Source organism: Ilumatobacter sp., from assembly GCF_030065885.1.
Classification (GTDB): domain Bacteria; phylum Actinomycetota; class Acidimicrobiia; order Acidimicrobiales; family Ilumatobacteraceae; genus Ilumatobacter.
Map to the genome: position 1 here is coordinate 24,135 of NZ_JASJCS010000005.1, position 24,784 is coordinate 48,918.

Consider the following 24,784-nt stretch of genomic DNA (forward strand, 5'->3'; position numbering starts at 1 on the left):
CGCGGCCGCCTCGACGGCCGCGGTCGCTGGATGCCGGGAGACCGGTACCGGTCGCGCATACTTCCCTGGTGACCGAGCCGACGCGCCGCGACCTCGAGCTCGGGTTGCTCGGCACCGGCGTCGCGGTCGTGGCCTGGGGCTCGTCGGGCGTGATCGTCAAGGCGATCGACCTGGGTGCGCTGTCGATCGGCTTCTGGCGGTTCCTCACGTACGCGCTGATCCTCGCCGTGTGGATGCGCTGGCGATCGACGCCGGTCACCCCCGCAACGCTGCGGGCGAGCTTCGCCGGCGGCGTCAGCCTCGGCGTCGACGTCGTGCTCTTCTTCACCGCCGTGAAGCTGACGAACGTCGTCAACGCGACCACGATCGGCGCACTGCAGCCCCTGGTCGTGGCGGTGTTCGCGGCGAAGCTGTTCGGCGAACGGATCCGCGGCCGCGACATCGCAGCGGCCGCCGTCGCGATCGTCGCCGTGGTGGTCATCGTCGTGGAATCGTCGGGCACCCCCGAGTGGAACGGATGGGGTGATCTCGCTGCGGTCGGCGCGCTCTTCGCATGGAGCGGGTACTTCATCTTCTCGAAGCGGTCGCGTGGCACGCTCACCTCGCAGGAGTACACGGTCGGGACCGCCGTCTGGACGGGTCTGATCTGCCTCGGCACCGGCCTCGTCGTCGGCCAGGACATGTCGTTCCCCGCGGCCGATCAGTGGGTCCCGCTCCTGGGGTTGACGTTGGGTGCCGGGCTACTCGGCCACACGGTGATGAACTGGTCGCTCGTCCGCGTCCCCCTCTGGCTGGGCTCGACGCTGACGTTGCTGATCCCCGTCGTGTCGTCACTGGCGGCGTGGATCTTCCTCGACGAGCCGCTGACCGCAGTCCAGATCGCCGCGATCTGCGTCGTGATCGCATCGCTGGCCACGATCGTGGCGACGCAGCCGACCCCCGAACCAGTTCGTGCGCCCCAGGCGCCGGCGGTCGCACCCGAGCACCCCTGAGCAGGGCGAACACCGGTCCTCGATCGTTCGGGCGTCGCCGACGCTTCCCGGTACGCTCGCTCCGTGACCGAGTCGAAGATCATCTACACGTACACCGACGAAGCCCCTGCGTTGGCCACCCACTCGTTCCTGCCCGTCATCCAGGCCTTCGCCGGTGCGGCCGGCGTCGTGGTCGAGACTCGCGACATCTCGCTGGCGGCTCGCATCCTGTCGCAGTTCCCCGACCGGCTGACCGACGAGCAGCGGGTCGCCGACGACCTCGCCGAGCTCGGTCAGCTCGCCACCACCCCCGCCGCGAACATCATCAAGCTGCCCAACATCTCGGCGTCGATCCCGCAGATGAAGGCCGCCATCGCCGAGCTGCAGTCGAAGGGGTACGCGCTCCCCGACTACCCGGACGATCCGTCCGGCCCCGAGGACGAGGACGTCAAGGCGCGCTACGACCGGGTGAAGGGCTCAGCGGTCAACCCGGTGCTACGCGAGGGCAACTCCGACCGCCGGGCGCCGAAGGCGGTCAAGGCGTACGCCCGCACGCACCCGCACCGCATGGGCGAGTGGTCGACCGACTCGACGACACACGTCGCCACGATGGGCCACGACGACTTCCGCTCGAACGAGCAGTCGATCACCACGAACGAGGCCGGCGACCTGCGGATCGAGCACGTTGCAGCCGACGGCACCGTCACCGTGCTCAAGGAGTCGATCCCTGTTCAGGCGGGCGAAGTGGTCGACGGCACGTTCATGTCGAAGCGCCATCTCGTCGAGTTCCTGGCAGAGCAGATCGACGACGCCCGCGAGCAGGGCCTCCTCTTCTCGTTGCACCTGAAGGCGACGATGATGAAGGTCTCCGACCCGATCATCTTCGGTCACGCTGTGCGGGTGTTCTTCGCCGACGTCTTCGAGCAGTTCGGCGCCGAGCTCGAGGCCGCCGGCGCCAACCCCAACAACGGGTGGGGCAACGTCCTCAACGCGATCGCGACGCTTCCCGACGACCGCCGGGCCGCGATCGAGGCCGCGATCGACGACCAGCTCACCCGCCGCCCCGACATGGCGATGGTCAACTCCGACCGCGGCATCACCAACCTCCACGTGCCGAGCGACATCATCATCGATGCCTCGATGCCGCCGATGATCCGCGACTCGGGGAAGATGTGGAACAAGGACGGCGAGCTGCAGGACTGCAAGGCGGTCATCCCGGACTCCAGCTACGCCGGCGTCTACCAGGCGGTGGTCGAGGACTGCCAGGCGCACGGCGCGTACGACCCGACGACGATGGGCTCGGTCCCCAACGTCGGCCTCATGGCGCAGAAGGCCGAGGAGTACGGCTCGCACGACAAGACGTTCGAGGCCCCCGCCGACGGCCAGATCCGCGTCGTCGACGATGGCGGCACGGCGGTGATGACGTTCGACGTCGAGCCCGGCGACATCTGGCGCATGTGCAACGTCCGCGACCTGCCGGTCCAGGATTGGGTGAAGCTGGCCGTCAACCGGGCACGAGCCACCGGTGCCACCGCGGTGTTCTGGCTCGACGCCGACCGGGCACACGACGCCCAGCTGATCGCCAAGGTCGAGCGGTACCTGCCCGCCCACGACACCGAGGGTCTCGACATCCGCATCCTGTCGCCGGTCGAGGCGACCAAGGTCTCGCTCGAGCGCATCCGGCAGGGGCTCGACACGATCTCGGTGACGGGCAACGTGCTGCGCGACTACAACACCGACCTGTTCCCGATCCTCGAGGTCGGGACGAGCGCCAAGATGCTGTCGATCGTGCCGCTGATGAACGGCGGCGGGCTGTTCGAGACCGGCGCGGGCGGCTCGGCCCCGAAGCACGTCCAGCAGTTCGCAGAGGAGAACTACCTCCGCTGGGACTCGCTGGGCGAGTTCCTGGCGCTGGCCGTCTCCTTCGAGCACCTCGCGCAGGTCACCGGCAACCAGCGGGCCCAGATCCTGGCCGACGCACTCGATGTCGCCACCGGCAGGCTCCTCGACGAGAACAGGTCGCCGGCGCGCCGTCTCGGCCAGATCGACAACCGCGGCAGCCACGCGTACCTGGCGACGTACTGGGCGCAGGCGCTCGCCGAGCAGACCGTCGACGCGGAGCTGGCGGCTGCCGTCGCCCCCGTCGCCACGGCGCTGGCCGACAACGAGGCGACGATCAACGCCGAGATGATCGGCGTGCAGGGAACGCCGACCGACGTCGGCGGGTACTACCGGCCCGACATGGCGCTCGCCGACGAGGCCATGCGGCCGAGTGCGACGTTCAACGCCATCCTGGCCTCCCTCTGACCCGAGCAACCGGCTGGGGGCTTCGTGACCGCACCCCCACAGCGGGTGATGCTCCCGCTGACCCTGCTGGTCACGATGACCGCGTCGGCGTACCAGATCTTCGTCTTCGCAGTGCTGGCCTCGCCGCTCATCGACGACCTCGACCTGTCGCGGACGCAGATCGGTGTGGTCGGCTCGATCAACACAGCCGTCGGCGCCACGACCGCACTGCTCACCGGCCCGCTGACCGATCGAATCGGCGCCCGCCGGTCGGTCGTCCTCGTGCTGGCGATCAGCGCCGTCGGCATGGCGGCCATGGGCGTCGCACCGAACGTCTGGTGGCTCGGCGTGGCCGCCGTGATCGGCGGGATCCCGCAGGGCTGGGGCAACCCGGCCACCAACGCGGTGATCTCGAGCCGGGTGCCTGCCGGCCGCCGGGGATCGGTCACGGGCATCAAGCAGTCGGGTGTCACGCTCGGCGTGTTCCTGTCCGGTGCCACGATGCCCATCATCGCCAGCACGTGGAACTGGCGCGTGTCGGTGTGGTTCTACGCCGCGCTCTTCGCGCTGATCGCCATCGTCGCCCATGCAACGCTCGACCGTGACCCCGCAGCTGCCGCGACCGCACCCACGGATCGCCGGTCGATCGATGCGCCTGCGGTACCGGGTCGAACGTCGGTCGATCGCCGCATCGTGCGGCTTGCCGCCTACGCGCTGCTGATGGGCACGGCCGGCGGAGCGGTCGGCAGGTTCTTCCCGCTCTTCGCCGAGGAGTCCGTCGGTTTCTCGCTCGAGACCGCGGGGCTGTTGACGGCACTCGCCGGTCTCCTCGGCATGGGTGTGCGGGTGCTCGTCGGCAGGTGGGCCGAGACCTGGATCGCGCCCACCCGCCTGCTCGGACTGCTCTCCGCGGTGGGCGTCGTGTACTGCCTGTCGCTCGCTGCGGCGACGCCGTCGACGAGCTGGCTGCTCTGGATCTCACCGCCGCTGAGCGCGATCGGGATCGCGGCCTGGAACGCAGTGGCGATGCTCGCGGTCATCACGTTCGTCGCCGTGTCACAGGCGGGGCGAGCGTCGGGCGTGGTGATGCTGGGCTTCCTCGGTGGCCTGACGATCTCGGCCCCGATCGCCGGCGTGGTGGTCGACCAGACCGGCGACTACCGGCCGGTCTGGTTGATCGCCGCCGCCCTCGCAGCGGCCGCTGCCGCGCTGATGCTCGTGACGACGCCGTCGGACGACGCCGAGCACGTGCATCCGGAGCCGACCGTTGGGACGTAGGCCTGCGTGGGCTCCGTGACGGCACATCGCCGCATCAGACTCGTCCGATTCGGCGCGGCGAAGCCCGCCGTGGCGGTCGTGGCCGGGCTCCCCTCGACGCCTCCGCGCACGACCCGATCCTCCTCACCGACCACCAGCCGACGCCGGACGTCGGTCCGTACGCCGGCACGCAGACGGCGCCCCGGTGACGCTCAGGTGTCGGCGGCGGCTCGGTCCTGCGCGACCGCGTCGTACTGCTCGTAGTCGGTGGCGGTGTCGTCGGCGAACTCGAACTCCATCAGACCCGCCTCGCCCCACTTCTTGCGGAGGTAGCCGTCGTTGGCGTCGAGCAGGCCCAGCTTGCGCGTGTTGGGCACCAGCTTGGCGAAGAAGCCGCGCTGGAACGACGCCTGCGGGCTGAGCTCGAGGTTGCCGGCCGCTTCGAGCAGGTAGGGCACCACCGCCTCGACATCGACACCCAGCCGTTCCCAGACCTCGGGCGTCGTCGAACGGCTGCGGGAGCGGAGGGTGTTGTCGAGCATGAACTCCTGCCGCTCCTTGAGCTCGGCCTCGCTGAGATGCTCGTAGTACTCGCCGAGGCTGATGATGCCGAACGCGACGTGGCGTGCCTCGTCGGCCATGACGTAGCGCAGCAACTTCCTCAGGAGCGGCTCCTCGGTGCGGCGGAGCATGTCACCGAAGGCGGCGAGCGCCAGGCTCTCGATCACGATCTGCATGCCGAGGTAGGCGATGTCCCACCGGGAGTCCTCGAGCAGCGCCATGATCTGGGCGTCGAGGAACGGGTTCATCGGGTAGGCCTCGCCGAGCTTCTCGTGCAGGTACTTCGCGAACACCTCGGTGTGGCGGGCCTCGTCCATGGTCTGGGTCGAGGCGTAGTACTTGGCGTCGATCCACGGCACCGTCTCGACGATCTTGGCCGCCGTCATCATCGCACCCTGCTCGCCGTGCATGAACTGGCTGAGCGAGGCCTTGAGGAACTCGATGCCCGCCTGCGTCAGCTCCTTCTCACCCCACGACGAGATCGGCGAGCCGGGGATCGTGGTCGCCTCGGCCACGATCCGCTGCACGCCGCTCGGCCGCTCGGTGACCAACCGCTCGGGATCGACGTCGATGCTCCAGTCGAGGTCGGTGACGCTGTTCCACTGCGACGCCATCGCCTTGTTGTAGAGCGTGACGAGCTGCGCGCGATCGCGGTCGTAGTTCCACGTCATGATCCGCTCGGCGTGGTCGGTGATGTGACGGATGCTCTCGTCCATCTCGGTGCGGCTGGGGGCCTCGGCGATGCTCATGACGCGCTCGACTCCTTGTAGAGGGCAAGCAACACGCTAGGCCAGCGCCGCTGCGACCGACGAGATCAACGACGAGACGCGCCGATCAGGGCTCCCATCCGGCGAACGTATCGATCATGAGCCGGACGAACCGGCTCGACACCAACGCCCACACCCGTGCGGCTCACGGCTCCCACCCGGCGAACGTGTCGATCATGAGCCGGACGTCGTCACCCAGCGGGTAGAGGATCGGGCAGGTGCAACCGTTGGCCATGTACTCGGCGACCTTCTTGCGGCACTCGTCGGCGGTACCGGCCGCGCAGATCATCTGCACGATGTCGTCGGGCACCAGCTTCGACGCCTCGACGACCTGCTCGTGCGTGGCCGGCCAGGTGAGCACCTTGTGGACCTCGTCGAGCAGCGACTCGGGCACACCCGACGCCTTCATGATGTGTGGCTGCTGACCGAGGTACTGGGTGACCAGCAGTCGTGCGCCGTCGAGCGCGGCCTGGCGGTCCTCGTCGACCGAGCAGACGACGAGCTGTGGGCGGTCGAGGTCGTCGACGGTCCTGCCCGCCTTGGCGGCCCCGGCCGCGAGGTGCTCGAGCGCGCGCCGGTTGTAGTCCGGCGAGACGAGGTAGTTGAGCACGACCCCGTCGGCGATCTCGCCGGTCAGCTCCATCATCTGCATGCCGGTCGCACCGATGTAGATCGGCACGTCCTTGGGTCGTCGCTCCTGGTGGACGTAGTCGAGCTCGACGCCGTCGAGATGGACGTGGACACCGTCGATCGTGACCGTCTCGTTGCCGAGCAGGGCTCGAACCGCGTCGACGACCTCGCGCATGACGGTCAACGGCCGGGCGCGCTCGATGCCGACCTTCGCCGCCAACGGATCCCACCACGCGCCGAGACCGCAGATGATGCGGCCAGGTGCCAGGTCGTCCAACGTCGAGAACATCGAGGCGAGTCGTGCAGCGTTCCGGCTCCAGATGTCGATCACGCCCGACCCGACCTTGATCGACTCGGTGCTGGCCGCGAACGCCGCCATCGGCACGCTCGCCTCGCGGACCAGGCGGGAGTCGGCCTGCCAGACCGCCTCGAAACCCCGCTCCTCGGCGTACTGGGTGTAGGCCATCGCGTCGCGGATGGGGTGAGCATCTTGCAGGTACAGGGCGAGTCGGGTCATGGCATGTCCTCCAGTCGCTGGAACAGTCGCTCGGCAGCCTCGGCGGCCTTGGCGCGGATCTCGGTGGCGTCGACCCTGGTCGGCAACCCGTCCTCGAGGACGACGTCGCCGTCGATCTCGATGCGCAGCGGTCGAACACCCGGGCTGAACGCCAGTCGCCATGGGTCCATCGGCTCGTAGGACCACGTGACGCGGTCGTCGCCGGCCTCGGGGAAGAGGCGCCTGTTGACGTCGAGCATCGCCCACACCGGATCTGGAGTGGATCGCACATCGTGCTCGCGCAGCCTCGCGTACGCGACGCGGAACTCGTCGAGCATGTCCGCTCCGATGCCGTCGGTGCCGAGCGCGATCGGGTTGGCGAACCGCGTGGGGCGGGCGTAGCCGACCGCGTTGTTCATGTTGGAGCGGGGGTTGTGGACGATGGTGCCGGCGAGGCCGTGATCGTCCGCGAGGTGGACGCCGTGGATGAGCAGCCACCGGTCGTCGGCGAGATGGCGGAGGCGGTCGGCGGCGCCGGCATCGTCGGCGCCCTCGGCGACGTGAATGTGGACGCCGACGCCGAAACGCGTCGCGAGATCGGCGGCACGCTCGAGCGTGTCGTCGGTGCAGGTGAACGCGGCGTGCACGCCGACGTAGCCCCGACCGCCCTCGCTCAGGAAGCGTTCGTTCTCGGCGAGCCCGCGGCGCGCACCGTCGGCGCCGTGCCGGTCGGTCACGCCGTAGCTGCACGACACGCGAACGCCCACCTCGGCGCAGGCGTCGGCGATGATGCCCAGCGAACCGTCGATCGCGCTCGGCGACTCGTGGTGGTCGATGATCGCGGTGCAGCCCCGCTCGAGCGCCTCGAGCGCGCCGAGCTTGGCCGACCAGTGGATCGTGTCGGCGTCGAGGGCCCGGTCGAGCCGCCACCACACCTGTTCGAGGATCTCGATGAACGACGTCGGGGTGCGCGGCGGCGCGGGCATGCCACGGGCGAGCGCCGAGTACAGGTGGTGGTGGGCGCACACCATCCCCGTCGTCTGGTCGGGCCGCAGCTCGGGAGGCTCGGTCATGGTGCCAGTGCAGCGAGCACACGGTCGGGGGTCAAGGGGAACGTGTCGAACCAGACGCCGGTGGCGTCGTGCAGCGCGGCGATGACGGCCGGTGCATACGTCATGTAGGGCATCTCGGCCATGCCTCTCGCCCCCCACGGCCCACGCGGGTCGGCGAGCTCGAGCACGACGCTGTCGATCCGCTCGGGTGCGTCGCCGATGCCCGGGATGAGGTACCCGCTCAGCCGCGGGTTGAGCACCCGGCCCTGCTCGACGAGGAGCCGCTCGCTGAGCACGTAGCCGTGCGCCTGCACCACTGCGCCCTCGACCTGGCCAACCACCGACTGCGGGTTGATGGCACGGCCGACGTCGTGTGTGCTGACCACCCGGTCGACCACGATGTGCCCGGTGCCCCGGTCGACGGTGAGCTCGACCGCCTGGGCGACGTAGCCGTAGCTGAAGTTCGGCACGCACTCCCCCGTGTCGGGGTCGAGCGGCTCGGTCGGCGGCGGCACGAACCGGAAGTGGCCGACGGCCGGCCGGTGGCCCTCGCGCCACGACTTCTCCGCCTCCTCGGCGGCGCCGAGGATCGAGTTGCCCGACATGAACGTCAGACGTGAGGCCGACGCCGAACCCGCGTCACCCGACGACGACGTGTCGGAGAACCGGCCGTGCACGTGCTCGAACGGCACACCCGTCGCATCGGCGGCCATCTGCACGATGGCGGTGTGCGCACCCTGCCCGACGTCGGCGCCGGCGTGGAACACCTCGGCCGAAGCCGGCCGGTCGGCGTCGTCGGCCCCGTGGAGCACGATCCGAGCCTCGCACCGCTCGGGGAACCCGAACGAGAACCCCACGTTCTTGAACGCACACGCGAAGCCCCGGCCCCGAGCGAGCTCGCTGCTGGCGGGCGCCAGCGTGGCGAACGGCGAGAAGCCCTCGGCCGGCGCGAGCGGCTGATCGAACGCAGCCTCGCTCGCGCAGCGGTCGATGACCTCGGGCAGCGTGACCCCCGCCGGCATGACGGTCTGAGTGATCCCGATGCTGCCGTCGCGCAGGGCGTTGCGGCGGCGGATCTCGACGGGGTCGATGCCGAGCTGCTCGGCGAGCTTGTTCATCTGCGACTCGGCGACGAAGGCCGCTTGCGGGCCGCCGAATCCGCGGAACGCCCCGCCGGGGACCGTGGTCGTGTACACGGCGTGGCTGTCGATCCGGGCGTTCGGCACCTCGTACGGACCGGCCTGCCCGAGATGGCAGTTCCCCAAGACCTTGTTGGTCGTGTAGTTGTACGCACCGGCGTCGAGCCAGGCCTCGCTCTCGACGGCGACGATCCTGCCGTCGGCGTCGGCGCCCCACTTGGCCCTGATGCGGCCACGGTGGCGCTTGTGGTGGCCGACGATCGATTCCTCACGCGACCAGTGCGCGGCGATCGGCCGTCGCTCGCCGCGCTCGGCGAGTCGCCACGCCGCGAGCGCGAGCACGATCTGGAGCGACATGTCCTCGCGGCCGCCGAAGGCCCCGCCGATCGCGGGATAGATCACCCGCACCTGTTCGGCGGGGAGGTCGAGCGCGTGGGCGATCTGCTCTTGATCCTCGTGGGTCCACTGCCCGGCCACCTCGACCGTGACCCGTTCGTCGTCGTCGATGTACGCGACGCCCGCCTCGGGCTGCAGGAACGCGTGCTCCTGGTGCGGCAGCTCGTAGGTCGCCTCGACGACGGCGACGGCACGGGCCCACCCCGCCTCCATCGACCCCTTCCGGATCTTGTACGTGTGGTACTCGTTCGTCGGCTTGCCGTTGTGTGCGTGCACGAGCGGGGCATCGGGCGCCAGCGCGGCGTCGATGTCGGCCACGACAGGCAGGTCGTCCCACGTGGCGTCGATGGCCGCCGCCGCGGCATCGGCCTGCTCGGCGGTCTCGGCGACGACGAGCGCGAGGTGGTCCGCCTCCCAGCGGCTGACGTCGCACGGCACCTCGCTGCGGCCGGTGTGGTCGACCGTGATGAAGACCGGTTGGTCGAACATCGTCAGCCCGTACTCGTTGACGGGAACGTCGGCCCCGGTCAGGACGGCGACGACGCCGGGCATCTGCTCGGCGGCGGCGGCGTCGAGCGAGACGAGGCGGGCGTGCGGGCGGGCGGTGAAGACGGCCTTCGCGACGAGGGCGCCGGCCGGCGCCCGATCACCCGGATAGTCGGCCGCGCCGACCACCTTGTCGTACGCATCGACGCGAGCCGGCGCAGCGCCGATCGTCACGCTTCGCTCCCCCGCTCGGCTGCTGCTGTCACCGCGACCTCGATCGACTTGTAGCCCGTGCAGCGGCAGAGGTTGCCCGCCAGGCCGGCTCGCACCTGGTCGAGCGTCGGCTCGGGCACCTCGTCGAGGAGGGTCGCCGACGAGACCAGCAGTCCGGGTGTGCAGAAGCCGCACTGCACGGCGCCGGCGTCGACGAACGCTGCCTGGACGGCGTGCAGCCTGCCGTCGGTGCCGAGCCCCTCGACGGTGCGGATCTCGCACCCGTGCGCACGGGCGGCGGGCACCAGACAGCTCATCACCACGGCGCCGTCGAGCCGGACCGCGCACGCCCCGCACTCCCCCTCGGCACAGCCTTCCTTGACCCCCGTCGCTCCGGCGCGATCGCGGAGCCATTCGAGCAGCGTGACACCGACCGCACCGGCGGCCTCGACGCGATCGCCGTTCACGCTCGCCACGATCGGCTCGTCGGTCGTGCGCGAGACGGCTTCGTCGGCCGGCGGGTACCGACCGTCGAACCCCGGCGTCCACAGCAACGGGGGGTCGTGCGGCCAACACCGGTCGACCTCGTCGGCAGCGATCGCCTCCAGCGCGCGCCGTGTCATCGTGCGAACGAGGTCGAGCCGGTACGTGGCCGGTGCTCGGAGATCGTCGATCGGCGACGCGGCGGCCACGGCGGCCGAGACGGCCTCGTCGATGGTGCCGTCGTCCAACGGGCGGCCCGCCAGCGCCTCCTCGACGCCGGGCACGAGGACGACCGTCGGCGCCACCGAGCCGAGCGCCAGGGTTGCGCCGCCCACCGCGCCGTCGTCGCCGAGCTCGACCACGGCCGTCAGATGGACGACCGAGATCGCCTGGGCGCGGCGGAGGCCGGCCTTGACGAAGATGCCACGCTGCCGAGCCGTCATCGCCGGGAACGTGACCGCCGTGACCATCTCGTTCGGGGCCAGACCCGTGGAGCGGAACCCGGTGATGAAGTCCTCGACCGGCATGCTGCGGGTCCCGTCGACGGAGGCCAACTCGACGGACGCGCCGAGTGCGAGCAACGGCGAGATCGTGTCGTTCGCCGGGCTGGCGGTGACGACGTTGCCGACGACGGTGGCACGGTTGCGGAGCTGGGGTGATCCGACCTCCCAGCACGCCTGGGCGAGCGGCAACGCGTCGCGGCGGCAGGTGGCGCTCGCCACGACCTGGTTGTGGGTGACGAGGGCACCGAGCCGGACGATCCCGTCCTCGACGCCGATCGTGGCGAGTTGCGACAGCCGGCTGACGTCGATCAGCACGTCGGTCTCCGCGTGCTCGCCGCGGTCGAGCTCGACGAGGAGGTCGGAGCCGCCGGCGACGATGCGGGCGCGGCCTCGCAGATCGTCGAGCAGGGTCAATGCGCCCGCCAGCGTCGACGGGGATTCGTAGCGAGACACCCGGGTCGGTGCCCGCTGGACGTCGTGCAGCGTTGTCATGGGTGCGCCTCGAACGCTACAGCGGCGGGGGCCGGTCAGGCGGATACAGGTGTCAGCGGCTCGCGTCCCGCGAGGATCTCGACGACGTTGCGGGCGGCCAGCTCGGCCATCGCCGAGCGGGTCTCGATCGTGGCCGAACCCAGGTGCGGGACGAGCACGACGTTGTCGAGCCCGAGCAGGTCGGGGTGGACGTCGGGCTCGTGCTCGAACACGTCGAGTGCAGCCCCCGCGATGCGACCGTCACGGAGCGCGGTGGCGAGCGCCGCCTCGTCGACGATCGGCCCCCGCGCGGTGTTGACGAGAAACGCCGTCTCCTGCATGCGATCGAGCGCGGCCGCGTCGATGAGGTGATGGGTAGCGTCGGAGTACGGGCAGTTCAACGACACGACATCGCTGGTCTCGAGCAGCTCGTGCAGCCCGACGAGGCGGGCGCCGAGCCGCTCCTCGGTCGCCGCGTCGACCGCCCGACGGTTGTGGTAGGCGATGGTCATCCCGAACGCCCGAGCGCGATCCGCGAGCGCCTCACCGATCGCCCCCATGCCGATCACCCCGAGCTGCCGCCCTTGCAGGCCGCTGCCGAGCATCATGAACATCCCCCACTGCCAGGGAGTTCCCGCCCGGATCAGACGCTCACCCTCGCCGAGGCGTCGTGTGACCATCAGCGTCAGCGCCATCGCGAGGTCGGCCGTGGCGTCGGTGAGCACGCCCGGCGTGTTCGTGACCACGACACCGCGCTCCCGGCAGGCGGCCACGTCGATGTTGTTGTAGCCGACCGCGACGTTCGCGACGACGCGCAGCCCCGGCCCGGCAGCGAGGAACGCGTCGTCGACCCGATCGGTGAGCAGGGTGACCGCGGCGTCCGCGGTCGCGAGTTGCCGATCACGGACGTCGTCCGGGATGGGCTCGTCGGCGTCCCACGCCCACACCTCGCCCGCCCGGCGGAGCACGTCGAGGCCGGCCTCGGGGATGCGGCCGGTGACCACGATCCGGCTCATGCGGCGTCCACCCAGTCGGCCAGACGGCCGAGCCCCTCGCCGATGTCGTCGACCGAGATCCCCGAATACGCCAGCCGGACGTAGTGCTCGGTCTCGTCGGGTGCGGCGGTGCCGAAGTGGTGGCGGGTGCAGAACGAGACGCCGGTCTCGTGCAGGGCGGCGGTGGCGAACTCGGTCACCGAGCCGAACCCGAGCCGCTGGACCGCCTCGGTGACGTTGGGGAACACGTAGAACGTGGCCTCGGGCCGGGAGCAACGTACGCCGGGCACGGCCGCGAGCCCGGCCACGGTGGCGTCGCGACGTCGCTCGAGCTCGCTCAGCAGGGCCTCGGATCCGGACGGGTCGCGCAGCGCCTCGACCCCGGCTTCCTGCACGAAGTGGGTCGTGCAGGACTCGTCGTTGGTGTTGAGCTTGGCGATCTGCTCGGCGATCGCGACCGGGGCCACCGCGCAGCCGAGCCGCCACCCGGTCATCGCGAACTTCTTCGAGAATGTGTAGAGGATGACCGTGCGCTCCTGCATGCCGGGGAGCGACGCGATCGAGGTCGAGGTGCCCGAGTAGCGCATCTCGAAGTACGCCTCGTCGGACAGCACGGCGAGATCGTGCTCGACGGCGAGACGAGCGATCTCGTCGCGTTCGTCGGCACTGCTCTCGCAGCCGAGCGGGTTCTGGAGGTCGTTGTAGATCAGCAGGCGCGCTCGGGGGGCGAGCTCGCGGAGTCGGTCGAGGTCGATCGCGAAGCCCGCCTCCGTCTCGGCGTAGCCGTAGGGCAGCGGCGTGCCGCCGTGATACTCGATCTGGCTCTCGTAGATCGGGTACCCGGGGTTGGGATACAGCACGCCGTCACTCGGGTTCATCAGCGTCTGGATGAACTTGGTGATCACCGGCTTGCCACCCGGCTGCACCACGACGTTCGAGGTGTCGACACGCATGCTCCTCGCTCGGCCGATGTCGTCCGCGAGCGCCTCTCGCAAGGCGGGGATGCCCGGTGCCGGGCAGTAGCCGGTCTTGCCGTCGGCGACCGCGCGGTGCATCGCGTCGACGATGTTGGCCGGGGTCGGCAGGTTCATGTCACCGAGGTGGAACGGGAAGACCCGGTTGCCCCGAGCCGCCCAGTCGGCCGCCGCCTGCGACACGGTGAAAGCCGTCTCGGTTCCCAGTCGTTCGAGTCGTTCGGCCAGTTGCACGGTTCCCTCCCCCGGGGATCATCGCCCGATCGAACGGACGAGCGGCTCGACGACCGTACCAACCGCCGCCGCTGTTCCGCAATGCAGAACCGTTCCGCGATACGGAACGGGATCGAGATCGACGTTGCGGTCGCGAGGTCAGCGGCCGGCGGCGATGCGCACGCGCTGGAGCGTGCGGACGCGGGCGGACGCGATGTCGGCCGCGAGCGCCTGCCAGGCCTCCTCCGCGGTGGCTGCCTCGGCCGCCGCGACCGACACCTCGCCGTCGTAGCGCTCGGCCTCTGCGATCCAGACCGGCTCGACACGGAGGAGCCGGCCGTCGAGCCCGCGAACGTGGTTCTCGCGGAAGTCGAGCGTCGTCCGCCAGCCGGCCCGTTCGAGGTGGCGCCGATCGGCCGGCTGCAGCACCGCGCCGTGCTGGCGGGACCGCTGACTGGGACGGCGGACGCTGGAAGGCATTGCGACCATTCTGATCGAGCGCGCCTGTGGAACGTCAGCCCCCAAAACGTGTGAATTGGCGTGTGGATTACCTGGGGACGGCTGCGTCAACCTGTGGGTTCCGCGACGAAGACCGGGATCACGCGATCGGTCTTCGCCTGGTACTCCGCGTAGTTCGGGAAGACCTCGACGGCTCGGTCGAACCAGGCCTGACGCTCGTCGCCCGTGACCTCGCGGGCGACGAACGACGCCGGCTCGGGACCGTCCTGGATCGTGACGCCGGGGTCGGCCACGAGGTTGGCGTACCACCCCGGGTTGCTCGGCGCCCCGCCCTTGGAGGCGACCAGCGCGTAGTCGCCGCCGTGCTCGACGCGCATCAGCGCGATCTTGCGGACCTTCCCCGACCGGTGGCCGCGCATCGTGACGACGATGATCGGGATGCCGGTGTCGCGCAGCGTGTTGGCCCGTGTGCCGCCGGACGCCTCGTACTCGGCGACCTGGTCACGGACCCAGTCCCACGCGCTCGGCTCGTACTCACCCTCGATCTGCATCGCACCAGTGTACGAGCCGTGCGCCGCCGGCTGCGGGGCCGAGGTTACGGTGTGGGCATGGCCGATGTCTTCCACCTCGCGCTCGAACGCGGCGATCTGCAGGACGCTGCCGTCGCCATCCTGCCCGGGGACCCGGGGCGCGTCGGCAAGATCGCCGAGCGGTTCGACGGCCAGACGCAGCTCGCCGCGAACCGCGAGTACACGAGCGCGCTGGGCCACGCCGGCGACGCGCGGGTCGTCGTGTGTTCGACCGGCATCGGTGGACCGTCGACGTCGATCGCCGTCGAAGAGCTCGCACAGCTGGGCGTCCGGACCTTCCTGCGCGTCGGCACCACCGGCGCGATCCGGTCCGACATCGACATCGCCGACGTGATCGTCACCACGGGCGCGGTCCGCCTCGACGGAGCCAGCCAGCACTTCGCCCCGCTCGAGTACCCCGCCGTCGCCTCGCACGACTGCACCACCGCGCTCGTCGCTGCGGCACGCAACACCGGCGTCACGGCACATGTCGGCATCACGGTGTCATCCGACACCTTCTACCCGGGCCAAGAGCGATACGACACGGTCTCGGGGTTCGTTCCCCGGCATCTGCGCGGGAGCCGCGACGAGTGGGCGGCCCTGCACGTCCTCAACTACGAGATGGAGGGGGCGACACTGTTCACGATGTGCGCCGCCAACGGCTGGCGGGCCGGCATGGTCAGCGGTGTGCTCGTCAACCGGACCGTGCAGGAGATCCCCGACGAGGCGACCCACGACCAGGTCGAAGACGCCGCCGTCCGCGTGGTCGTCGAAGCCGCCCGCACCCTCGCCGCGGGCTGAGACGCCCCACTCTCCGACCCGGACGACAGCGGTCGGCCGTGCGGGCGAACCCGATCCGGCTCGGCCGTGTTGTGGGACCGCGTCGCACGGCCGAGGTGGGTGAGCGTCGAAGCGGCGGCGCCAAGGGCGGCAGAGCGGAGACGGCAACTCGGTCAGGCCAAGCCGGTCATCTTGCCCCACTCGACCGCGCTCGCACGGGCGAGGAGGCGAGGAGCGCGCCAGTTCTCTGCGAGAACTGGTTCGCAGCCGAGCTCCCGCAGGGCCGGAGCCAATGGCTCGGCCACGTGCGTGGCCCGTTGCAGCTAGCGCCAGGCGAGGTTCTCGGCCTGGTTGCGGGGCACTTCGACCCAGGTGCGCCCCGGTTGGAGGCGGATCTCGTTGAGGTCGTCGATGTTGTCGTACAGGCCGAACGGGCTCGTCGGCTCGAACCGCAACCACACGCCGAGGTGGAACGTGCCGCCGGTGAACACGACGACGGGGTTCGAGCCGAGCACCTGGGCGTCGGGGTTGCCGTCGAAGACGTTCCGCCCGTAGTCGGCCAGCATCACGACGACGTTGTCGGTCCACACCGGGACGACGTCGTCACCGTCCTCGGTGGTGTGCTCACGACCGTTCTGCTCGCGGAAGTAGCGGCCCGACTCGGGGTCGTACTCCCAGCGCACCTCGGTCGAGTCGAGGGTGATCTCGATGATCGTGGCCGGATCGCCGGTGAGCTCTTCACCGGGGCGCAGGTACGAGAACAGGAGCGGGGGCCGGCCGGCCTCGTCGGTGGTCTGGGCCCAGAGCACCTCGGTGCTCGAGAAGAGGTTGTTCGCATCACGTCGTCCCGGTCGGCGGTAGTAGCCGCTCGAGAAGACGGCGTTCAGGTCGACGAGATCGGACTCGCGCACCGCACGGGTCACCGCCGGGTTGCCGCCGCTCCATGCGAACAGCGGCCGGTCGAGCGCCCGCAGCAGCTCGATGTCCTGGGCCCGTCCCGAGCGGATCGGCCCGACCGGGTCGTTGCCCTCGGAGTGGTAGATCGCAGCGAGCCGGGTGACGTTGTCGTTGATGATCTGCTCGATCACGAGGTCGGCGCGGTTGAGTCCGGACTGCGGGATGACCGACTGCGGCGCGTTGGTGATCTTGACCACCAGCGCCGGGCGGTCGGGCACCTCGGACGGGTCCGAGATCGGCTCGCCCGTGAGCGGCATGCGCGGGACGTCGGGAATCGTCGTGCTGGGCGCCGGGGGCAACGTCGTCGTGCTCGTCGTCGGAGGCAACGTGGTCGTGGTGGACGTGCTGGTCGACGTCGGCGGCACCGTCGGCTCGGTGCTGGATGCGACGGCCTCGTCCTCACCCCCCGAGCAGGCGGGGGCGAGCAGGGCGATGGCGACGAGCGAGCCCGTCAGGATGGGGGTTCGGTTCACAGTTCTCTCAGGAGTGCGATTCGCTCTTCGAGCGGCGGGTGTGTGTTGAACAGTCGATGCGTGCCGCCCAATCGACCGCGGTCGCCCACTCCGCTCATCGGCTGTTCGATCCACAAGTGTGCCGTAGCGGTGGACGCAGAATGCGTCACCGTCGTGTCTTCCTGGAGCTTTTCGAGCGCCGAGATGAGCCCGGGCGGGTATCGCGTCATCTGGCAGGCGCTGACGTCGGCGAGGGTCTCACGTTGGCGCGAGATCGCGGCCTGCATCACCTTGGCGATGATCGGGGCGAGGATCAGCAGGGCGAAGCCGACCAGCGCGAGCGGGTTGTTGTGGTTGCCACGGTCACCCGAGCGCCGGACGCGGCCGCCGTTCCACCACATCGCGCGGATCGCGATGTCGCTGATCAGCGCGACCGCGCCGACCATGGTGACGGCGAGCGTCGAGATCAGGATGTCGTAGTTGCGGATGTGACTGAGCTCGTGGGCGACGACGCCCTCGAGCTCGACGCGGTTCAGCTTCTCGAGCAGGCCGGTGGTGACGGCGATCGACGCATGCTTGGGGTTGCGACCCGTGGCGAACGCGTTGGGTGCCGGGTCGTCGACGATGTACACGCCCGGCTTCGGAAGGCCGCTCGCGATGCACAGCCCCTCGACGAGATTGTGGAGACGGGCGTACTCCTGCGGGTCGGCGGGCCTCGCCCGGCTGACAGCGAGGGCGATCGCATCGGACTTCCAGTAGCTGCCGAACGCGACGACGCCGCCGATGACGAGTGCGACGATCGTGACCGGGATGCCGCCGCCGAACGCCAAGCCGAACGCGGCGCCGACGAGGCCGACGACGACGACGAAGCCGACGACCAGCAGGACACTACGCCGCTTGTTGGATTGGATGAGCTCGTACATGCCGGGGGGTCAGCGACGACTCAGAACTCGACCGTCGGGGCCGAGCGGGCGGCCTCGTCGGCCTCGAAGTACTCACGGCGCTCGAACTTGAGCATCCGGGCGAAGTACATCGTCGGGAACTGCTGGAGCTTGTTGTTGTAGCCCAGCACGCTGTCGTTGTAGAACTGCCGCGCGTAGGCCACCCGCCCCTCGGTCGCCGTCAGCTCCTCCTGCAGCGCCAGGAAGTTCTGGTTGGCCTTGAGGTCGGGATACGCCTCGCCGAGCGCGAACAGCTGTCGCAGCGTGCCGGTCAGCATGTTCTCGGCCTGGGCCTGCGCGGCGGGCGTGTCGGGCGCCTCGACGGCGGCGTTGCGGGCCCGGATGACCGCGTCGAGCGTCTCCTTCTCGTGGGCGGCGTAGCCCTTGACGGTCTCGACGAGGTTGGGGATCAGGTTGAGGCGGCGCTTGAGCTGCACGTCGATCTGCGACCACGCGTTCTCGATCTGGTTCCGGCGGCGAATGAGTCCGTTGTAGGCGCTGATCAGGTATGCAGCAAGCACGACCAGCACGATCACCAGGATGATGACGATCCACATAGGGCGCCCAGTGTACGGGGCCGACCCGGCGTGTTGGCCGATGCTCGGCGCGCGGCGTCCGCTACATCACCAGCTGGTCGTAGATCGCCACGTACTCGGCGGCGAGCCGTGACATCGCGAAGTCGTCGGCCCGCCGCGTGCCGTGCGCGACGAGCTGCGCGGCGAGCGTTCGGTCCTGGAGGACCCGGCGGAGCGCTGTCGCCAAGGCTTCGACGTCGCCCGGTGGGACGAGCACCGCATCGACGCCGTCGGTCGCCACGTTGCGGTAGCCGTCGAGCGCACTGGCGACGACCGGTGTGCCGGCCGCCATCGCCTCGATCAGCACCACCCCGAACGACTCGCCGTGCAACGACGGGGCACAGAAGACGGACGCCCCGCGCAGGCGCGCCACCTTGTCGGCTTCGGAGATGCGTCCGAGCCATTCGAGCCGGCGGTCGTCGCCGTACTCGTCGCGCAGCCGAGCGGTATCGGGGCCGTCACCTGCCACCCAGCAGGTCACATCGAGGTCGAGGGTGCGCAGCGCCGCCAGCAGCACGTCGAGCCCCTTGCGCTCCTCGTGACGGCCGAGGAAGAAGATCGCCGGCCGGTCGTGCTGCTGCGGTCGTGCGGCCCGGATCTCGGTCGTCTCGACCCCGTTGAACAGCTTCTCGTACTCGCCGCCGAGATACCCCTGCACCAGCGCCAGAGCGTCCTTCGAGACGACGACCTTGTGGTCGATGCGGTCGAGCAGCCGTCTCAGCATCGGCGCGAGGATGCGGTAGCTGCTCGATCGTCCCGCCGCGTGGAACGTGCCGACGATCGGCGCAGTGTGGAGCGTGACGGTCGTGATCGCCGGACCCGGTGCGAGCGGCTCGTGCACGTGCAGGACGTCGAAGCCCTCGTCGCGGAGGACGCGGGCGGTCCGCAGTGCCGCGGACGGATCGGGCGCGACCGGCGCCACCGAGCCGTTGGCGGCGGTCGGCAGGCTGTCGCCGAGCGGCGTGACGAAGGGTTCGGGCGGGGGGCCGTCGCAGGGACCGAGCACCCGGACCTCGTGGCCGGCGCGCCGCAGCTCGCGGGCGAGGCCGAGCACCTGGGCCTGCACGCCGCCGGGGATCGACAGGCTGTACGGGCACACCATCCCGACGCGGAAGCTCACGGCTGCGACCGTAACGCAGTCATCGACTCCACGATGCGGGCCGGTCGACGGAGCCCGGCCGACGCGGTTCAGACCAGAGCGGCGTCGGGCTGCCCGAAGCGCCGGTCGAGCTCGGCCGCCTCCAGGGGGTGCGAGAGCAGGTAGCCCTGCCCGAGGTCACAGCCGTAGCGGCGGAGCTCACGCAGTTGCAGGGTCGTCTCGATGCCCTCGGCGACCGTGAGCAGGTCGAGCGACTCGGCGGTCTGCAGGATCGTTCTCGCCAGCGTGTTGCCGCGCGGGTCGCGACCGAACTCCTCGATCGACTGCCGGTCGATCTTCAGCAGGTCGACCGGGTGTCGCTGCAGGTAGCTCAGCGAGCAGTAGCCGGCGCCGAAGTCGTCGACGGCGAACCTGAACCCGATCTCGCGGAGGCGGCGGACCGTCTCGGTCGCCCGATCCCCTTCGTCGACCAGCACGGTCTCGGTGATCTCGAAGATGACGACGCTCGGGTCGACGTGGTGGCGGTCGACGATCGCGGCGACGCGGTCGACGAAGTCCGCCTGCCGGATCTGGACGGCCGAGATGTTCACGCTGAGGTAGAGGTTGGGGCGCCAGCGCGCCGCCTGGGCCAGCGCCTGTTCGAGGACCCAGTAGCCGATCGGGACGATCAGGCCCGACCGCTCGGCGATCGGCACGAACTCACCGGCCGGCACGTCGCCGTGCTCGGGGTGGTGCCAGCGGATCAGCGCCTCGGCGCCCGTGACCTGACCACTTCGCATGTCGACGAACGGCATGTACACCAATCGCAGCTGCTGCTTGTCGAGGGCTTCGCCGAGCTCGCCGCGGTACTCGAGATGCTTCGTCGCGACGAGCCGCATCGCCGGATCGAAGATCCGGATCTGCCCCTTGCCGGCGCGCTTGGCCTCGTACATGGCGATGTCGGCGTCTCGCAGCAGGCTGGTGGTCGACATGCCGGGTGTTGCAACCGCGACGCCCACGCTGGCCAGCACGGCGACGTCGTACCCGGCGATCGAGACCGGCTCGCGGAGGTTGTCGAGGAGCCGCTCAGCGACGTCGATGGCGCGCTCGATGCCGCCGCGGTCCTCGAGCAGGATCGCGAACTCGTCGCCGCCGAGCCGTGCGGCGGTGTCACCGCTGCCGGCCGCCCGGCGGATCCGGTCGGCGACGGTCTTGAGCACCTGGTCGCCGACGCCGTGCCCCAGCACGTCGTTGACGGACTTGAAGTCGTCGAGGTCGACGAAGAGCACCACGACCGGGTCGGCCTCGGGCCGTGCGACGCGGAGCGCGTGGTCCATCCGGTCGAGGAACAGCGCCCGGTTCGCGAGACCGGTCAGCTCGTCGTGGAAGGCACGGTGGCTGAGCTGGCGCTCGAGGTTGCGCTGCTCGGTGACGTCGCGGAACGTGGCGACGATGCCGTCGACGGCCGAGCCGCCCACCAGGTTGGCGACGACCACGTCGGCCTTGCGCTCCTGGCCGTCGGCGTGCACCACGGTGGCCTCGAACTCGACGGTGCCGCCGTGACCGAAGTCGACGAGGCGGGCGAGTTGCCGGCCGGCGCTGTCGCGCTCGTCCGGCGTGATGATCTCGACGAGGTGGCGTCCGGCCCAACTCTCGGGGTCGTAGCCGAGCGTGGCGCGGAGACCCGGGCTCGCATAGCTCACCCGGCCGTCCTGGTCGGTCAGCAGCACGACGTCGCTCGAGTGCTCGACCATCGCCGCCAGGCGATCGTGGCCCCGCTGCTCGGTGAGCAGGCGGACCTGATCGACGAGTCGCCACATACGGGCCAGCGCCAGCACGATGACGCTCACCGTCGCGAGCGAGACGACGAGGAACGACGACGTCGACGACAGGCCGGTCGCCAACATCAGGATCAAAGCCCCGAGTGGCACCAGCGCCGCGACGAGGAGCCCGAAGATCTGCGACCAATGGACCCGGACCGGACCGCCGGTGTCGACGATCACGACCCGCAGCGACGGCAGCGTGACGAGCACGGCGAACAGGATCGGCCCGACCATCGGCGCGGCCGCCGCGAGCGAGGACGGCTCGAAGTCGCCCTCGTACGAGACCCAACCGGCCGCGGCGTGCCCCGCGCCGAGCGAGGCGAAGGCCAAGGTCATCATCTCGAAGACCGGGCTGCTCCCGTCGCCGGCCGACACGCGACGTGCGGCGAGGAAGGCGAGCAGTCCGTCCAGCAGCGGCAGGATCCAGATCCACGCCGCGACCTCGAGCGGGAATCCCTCGTCCTCGATCCAGGGACCCGTGATGCCGAGCCAGATCAGGGCGGTCAGGGCGATCGCGTAGATGATCGGCTCGGAGCCGGCGAGCAGGTCGCGGGAGTGGCGCTGATCCGACGTGATGCTCGCGACTCCGACGAAGAGCGCAGGATACGCGAGCAACCCGACCGCATGGAACCCACCTGGGAACGACCAGGGCTCGGTCCCGTACCACTCTGCGGAGCCGACCGCTGTGGCTGCGGTCATCAGCACGAAGCCGACGGCGACCAGGGCCCATGGCACCGGCCGCACCGGCTTGCTGACCACGATCATCGTGAAGACTGCGAGCGCGGCGAGTGCCGGGGCAGCTGCGAGCAGCCATTCCGCCGCCCGGCTCGGGGGCGCGAGAACGTATGCCACGACGAGTGCCGCGCCTACCAGCGCGACACCCAGGGGCGCGACCCGTGAGCGGTTCATCAGCTGTTCATCGGCTCCCGGGCGATGCGGGTTGAGTTCGGTCCGCTCGACCCGTGTTCTCCCGGGCCGATCCCGACCCGTCGGTCCGATCCGGCGACCGGCTCACTCGTATCCGGGGTCCGACGGCCAGTTGGGCTGGAACAGGTGCCACTGCTGCGGTGACCGCCTGATCAGCCCCTCCAGCTCGCGCGCCAGCGCCTGGGTGACGTGGGCGACGTCGGCCCGCAGCCCCTCACCGCTCCGCTCGGCAGCGACCGGGGGGCGGACCAACCCGAAGTGCCCGTCGGTCCGCTCGGTGAAGTAGACCGCCGTCGGAAGCAGCGGCGCACCCGTCCGCAGAGCGAGCGTCGCCGGCCCGGCGGGCAGCGTCGTCACCTCCCCGAAGAACTCGACCTCGACACCCGTTCGCTGGATGTCACGGTCGCACAGGAGGCACACGATGTCGTTGCGCCGAAGTGCGCGCAGCACCTCGCGGCCTGCGTCGGGACCGAGGGCGACGACGTTCATGCCGAGGGCGGCTCGCAACTCGGCGAACCACTCGAACAGCTCGGGTGGTTCGATCTCCTCGACCACGACCGTGAGACCGTGGCCCCGATCGGCGAGCCAGCGGCCGGCCCACTCCCACCCCCCGAGGTGGGGCAACGCCAGGATCGCACCGTTGCCGAGCTCGAGCGCGTCGAGCACGTGCTGGTAGCCATCAGAGCGCATCCCCCGATCGACCATGCGGACCGGCAGGTGCGGCAAGCGGAAGCTCTCGAGCCAATAGCGCGTGTACGAATCGAACGCCTCCTGCGCGGCCCGCCGGAGGCGGATCCCCCCGAGGGTCGGGTCGACCCGTCGGAGGTGACGCGTGATCATGGCCCGGCGCTCGGGGCTGGCGACGTTGGCACCGAGCCCGATCGTCGGCGCGATCCCCTGCGCGGCGAATCCCGGCAGGCCCCGTGCCGCGAGCGCAGCCAGACGGTACCCACCCATGGTGACGGCGTCGGTCAGGTCACGACCTCGCGACCGCGGCGCCGCCGACGGCGTCACTCCTGGCGCCGTGGCACCCGCTCCCGCAACGGCACCCGCGTGCGCCGGCGCTCGGTGCGCGCCTCTCGCCGGGTCTCACGACGCTCGCGTCGGAGGTCGATCCGCGCCTGGGTCACGGGCGCGACCGCAGCCTGCCGCCAGACCTTGACGAACCGCTGGATCGCCGTGATCGAGATCAGGATCAACATCCCCCACATGATCCACACGAGTGCGCCGTCGAGCCACGGCTCGATGAACAGGCCGACGCAGATGACGACGATGCGCTCGGCGCGTTCCATCAACCCGCCCTTCGCGTCGAGACCGAGCGATTCGGCCTTGGCGCGCTGATAGGAGATGACCGACGACACCGCGGACACGGCGAACGGCAGCACGGCGAGCCGCGGATCCTCGGTCTCGGCGAAGTAGTACGCGATGCCGCCGAGCAGCAGCGCGTCAGTGATCCGGTCGACCGTCGAGTCGAAGAAGGCACCTCGCTGGCTCGCTGCCTCGGAGGCCTTGGCGAGGGCTCCGTCGAGGAGGTCGGGCAGCGCGGCGAGGATGACCAGCACGAGCCCGAGCCGGAGCCTGCCGGCGCCGACGGCGACAGCGGCGGCGGCCCCGACGACGAGGCCCACGACCGTCAGATGGTCGGGCGTCAGCTTGGTCTTGCGCAGGGCCGCACCGAGGGGCTTGACCGCAGCGTCGACCGGCGCCCTGAACTTGCCGTCGAACACGTCAGTCACCCGGTGGGCGTCCGGCCCACCGCTCGGGGTTGTCCTCGACGAGGTGCTGGACGACGTGGCCGTCGACCGCGTCGACGAGGACGAGCCCACGGCGCGTCGGCGGCTCGTCGGCCGAGTAGCAGAGCACCCGCCACGTCGGTCGGCTGCGGAGCCCGTGCCACACCTGCTGAGCCGACGCGTGGCCCACCGGGAAGCCGATCGCCCGCTGCGCCTCGACCAGTGCCTGCTTCTCGTCGACGCGCATGCGCCAACCCGACGAGATGTTGATCGCTCCGGCGGCCCCGAGGAGCACGGCAGCCCACGCGGTGCCACCGTTCACGAGCGCCGACGAGTCGCGGCTCGTCAGGTAGACGAGCAGGCAGATCGCCGCCAGGCCGAGGTAGATCGCGCCGGGGATCCGACGGCGGGAGTTGTCGGGGAACTGGTAGGCGCCGACGAACTCGGAGGGCACCAGGTCGTCGGGGAGCTCGTCGCGAATGTCATCGGACGATGACACGACCTCGTCGGCCGACGAGGCGCCACCGTCGGACGGCGACACGTCGTCGGACGGCGACACGTCGTCACGAGCGACGGGATCGGGAGCAGTCATGACGC

The 24,784-nt window shown here is 70.3% G+C and carries 21 protein-coding genes; 4 read left to right on the forward strand and 17 right to left on the reverse strand.

The annotated features are described in order from the left end of the window. Nucleotides 1-68 precede the first annotated feature (68 nt). From QNJ12_RS01865 to QNJ12_RS01875, 3 genes are all read left to right on the forward strand, one after another. On the forward strand, nucleotides 69-992 hold the full coding sequence (locus QNJ12_RS01865; RefSeq protein WP_300618151.1) for a DMT family transporter: 924 nt from the start codon (nucleotides 69-71) through the stop codon (nucleotides 990-992). Nucleotides 993-1,055: 63 nt separating this feature from the next. Then, nucleotides 1,056-3,278, forward strand: coding sequence for an NADP-dependent isocitrate dehydrogenase (locus QNJ12_RS01870; RefSeq protein WP_300618153.1), 2,223 nt, complete (start codon nucleotides 1,056-1,058; stop codon nucleotides 3,276-3,278). A gap of 24 nt (nucleotides 3,279-3,302) precedes the next feature. After that, nucleotides 3,303-4,535, forward strand: coding sequence for an MFS transporter (locus tag QNJ12_RS01875; protein ID WP_300618155.1), 1,233 nt, complete (start codon nucleotides 3,303-3,305; stop codon nucleotides 4,533-4,535). 191 nt (nucleotides 4,536-4,726) lie between these two features. Here the strand turns inward: QNJ12_RS01875 and QNJ12_RS01880 are convergent, their stop codons facing one another. The 9 genes from QNJ12_RS01880 to QNJ12_RS01920 form a co-directional block, all read right to left on the reverse strand. Next, nucleotides 4,727-5,824 carry a ferritin-like domain-containing protein gene (locus QNJ12_RS01880; RefSeq protein WP_300618157.1) on the reverse strand — a complete coding sequence of 366 codons (1,098 nt, stop codon included), beginning with the start codon at nucleotides 5,822-5,824 and terminating at the stop codon, nucleotides 4,727-4,729. Between the two features lie 163 nt (nucleotides 5,825-5,987). Further along, nucleotides 5,988-6,989, reverse strand: coding sequence for an LLM class flavin-dependent oxidoreductase (locus QNJ12_RS01885; RefSeq protein ID WP_300618159.1), 1,002 nt, complete (start codon nucleotides 6,987-6,989; stop codon nucleotides 5,988-5,990). Further along, nucleotides 6,986-8,041: an amidohydrolase family protein gene (locus QNJ12_RS01890; protein ID WP_300618161.1), complete on the reverse strand. Its 1,056-nt coding sequence runs from the start codon at nucleotides 8,039-8,041 to the stop codon at nucleotides 6,986-6,988. Before QNJ12_RS01890 ends, QNJ12_RS01885 begins: the two co-directional genes overlap by 4 nt. Beyond that, the gene (locus QNJ12_RS01895; protein WP_300618163.1) at nucleotides 8,038-10,275 is read right to left on the reverse strand and encodes a xanthine dehydrogenase family protein molybdopterin-binding subunit; all 2,238 of its coding nucleotides are present in this window, start codon (nucleotides 10,273-10,275) and stop codon (nucleotides 8,038-8,040) included. Before QNJ12_RS01895 ends, QNJ12_RS01890 begins: the two co-directional genes overlap by 4 nt. Continuing rightward, entirely contained in the window at nucleotides 10,272-11,732 is a 1,461-nt protein-coding gene (locus tag QNJ12_RS01900; protein WP_300618165.1) for an FAD binding domain-containing protein, read from the reverse strand. Before QNJ12_RS01900 ends, QNJ12_RS01895 begins: the two co-directional genes overlap by 4 nt. Nucleotides 11,733-11,767: 35 nt before the next feature. Further along, nucleotides 11,768-12,727: a D-glycerate dehydrogenase gene (locus QNJ12_RS01905; protein WP_300618167.1), complete on the reverse strand. Its 960-nt coding sequence runs from the start codon at nucleotides 12,725-12,727 to the stop codon at nucleotides 11,768-11,770. Beyond that, nucleotides 12,724-13,914 carry an aminotransferase class I/II-fold pyridoxal phosphate-dependent enzyme gene (locus QNJ12_RS01910; RefSeq protein ID WP_300618169.1) on the reverse strand — a complete coding sequence of 397 codons (1,191 nt, stop codon included), beginning with the start codon at nucleotides 13,912-13,914 and terminating at the stop codon, nucleotides 12,724-12,726. The genes QNJ12_RS01905 and QNJ12_RS01910 overlap by 4 nt, the downstream gene beginning before the upstream one ends. A 138-nt stretch (nucleotides 13,915-14,052) precedes the next feature. Further along, nucleotides 14,053-14,373 carry a hypothetical protein gene (locus QNJ12_RS01915; RefSeq protein WP_300618171.1) on the reverse strand — a complete coding sequence of 107 codons (321 nt, stop codon included), beginning with the start codon at nucleotides 14,371-14,373 and terminating at the stop codon, nucleotides 14,053-14,055. Between the two features lie 86 nt (nucleotides 14,374-14,459). After that, a complete protein-coding gene (locus QNJ12_RS01920; RefSeq protein WP_300618173.1) occupies nucleotides 14,460-14,903 on the reverse strand; it encodes a nitroreductase family deazaflavin-dependent oxidoreductase in 444 nt (147 codons plus the stop codon). 51 nt (nucleotides 14,904-14,954) lie between these two features. Between QNJ12_RS01920 and udp the strand changes: the two genes are divergently transcribed. Then, complete coding sequence (gene udp / locus QNJ12_RS01925) at nucleotides 14,955-15,722, forward strand: uridine phosphorylase (protein WP_300618175.1); 768 nt, start codon at nucleotides 14,955-14,957, stop codon at nucleotides 15,720-15,722. 302 nt (nucleotides 15,723-16,024) lie between these two features. Here udp and QNJ12_RS01930 read toward each other — a convergent pair whose 3' ends face one another. From QNJ12_RS01930 to QNJ12_RS01965, 8 genes are all read right to left on the reverse strand, one after another. Next, nucleotides 16,025-17,131, reverse strand: a complete 1,107-nt coding sequence (locus QNJ12_RS01930) for a DUF3048 domain-containing protein (protein ID WP_300618177.1) — start codon at nucleotides 17,129-17,131, stop codon at nucleotides 16,025-16,027. Continuing rightward, on the reverse strand, nucleotides 17,128-18,033 hold the full coding sequence (locus QNJ12_RS01935; RefSeq protein ID WP_300618179.1) for a M48 family metallopeptidase: 906 nt from the start codon (nucleotides 18,031-18,033) through the stop codon (nucleotides 17,128-17,130). The genes QNJ12_RS01930 and QNJ12_RS01935 overlap by 4 nt, the downstream gene beginning before the upstream one ends. A gap of 20 nt (nucleotides 18,034-18,053) precedes the next feature. Then, complete coding sequence (locus tag QNJ12_RS01940; protein WP_300618181.1) at nucleotides 18,054-18,608, reverse strand: LemA family protein; 555 nt, start codon at nucleotides 18,606-18,608, stop codon at nucleotides 18,054-18,056. A 61-nt stretch (nucleotides 18,609-18,669) separates the two neighbouring features. Next, nucleotides 18,670-19,746, reverse strand: coding sequence for a glycosyltransferase family 4 protein (locus QNJ12_RS01945; protein WP_300618183.1), 1,077 nt, complete (start codon nucleotides 19,744-19,746; stop codon nucleotides 18,670-18,672). 68 nt (nucleotides 19,747-19,814) lie between these two features. Continuing rightward, entirely contained in the window at nucleotides 19,815-22,436 is a 2,622-nt protein-coding gene (locus QNJ12_RS01950; RefSeq protein WP_300618185.1) for an EAL domain-containing protein, read from the reverse strand. Between the two features lie 102 nt (nucleotides 22,437-22,538). After that, a complete protein-coding gene (locus tag QNJ12_RS01955; RefSeq protein WP_300618187.1) occupies nucleotides 22,539-23,468 on the reverse strand; it encodes a phosphatidylinositol mannoside acyltransferase in 930 nt (309 codons plus the stop codon). Further along, on the reverse strand, nucleotides 23,465-24,190 hold the full coding sequence (locus QNJ12_RS01960) for a CDP-alcohol phosphatidyltransferase family protein (RefSeq protein ID WP_300618189.1): 726 nt from the start codon (nucleotides 24,188-24,190) through the stop codon (nucleotides 23,465-23,467). The genes QNJ12_RS01955 and QNJ12_RS01960 overlap by 4 nt, the downstream gene beginning before the upstream one ends. Then, nucleotides 24,183-24,779 carry a hypothetical protein gene (locus QNJ12_RS01965; RefSeq protein WP_300618191.1) on the reverse strand — a complete coding sequence of 199 codons (597 nt, stop codon included), beginning with the start codon at nucleotides 24,777-24,779 and terminating at the stop codon, nucleotides 24,183-24,185. Before QNJ12_RS01965 ends, QNJ12_RS01960 begins: the two co-directional genes overlap by 8 nt. Between the last annotated feature and the right edge of the window lie 5 nt (nucleotides 24,780-24,784).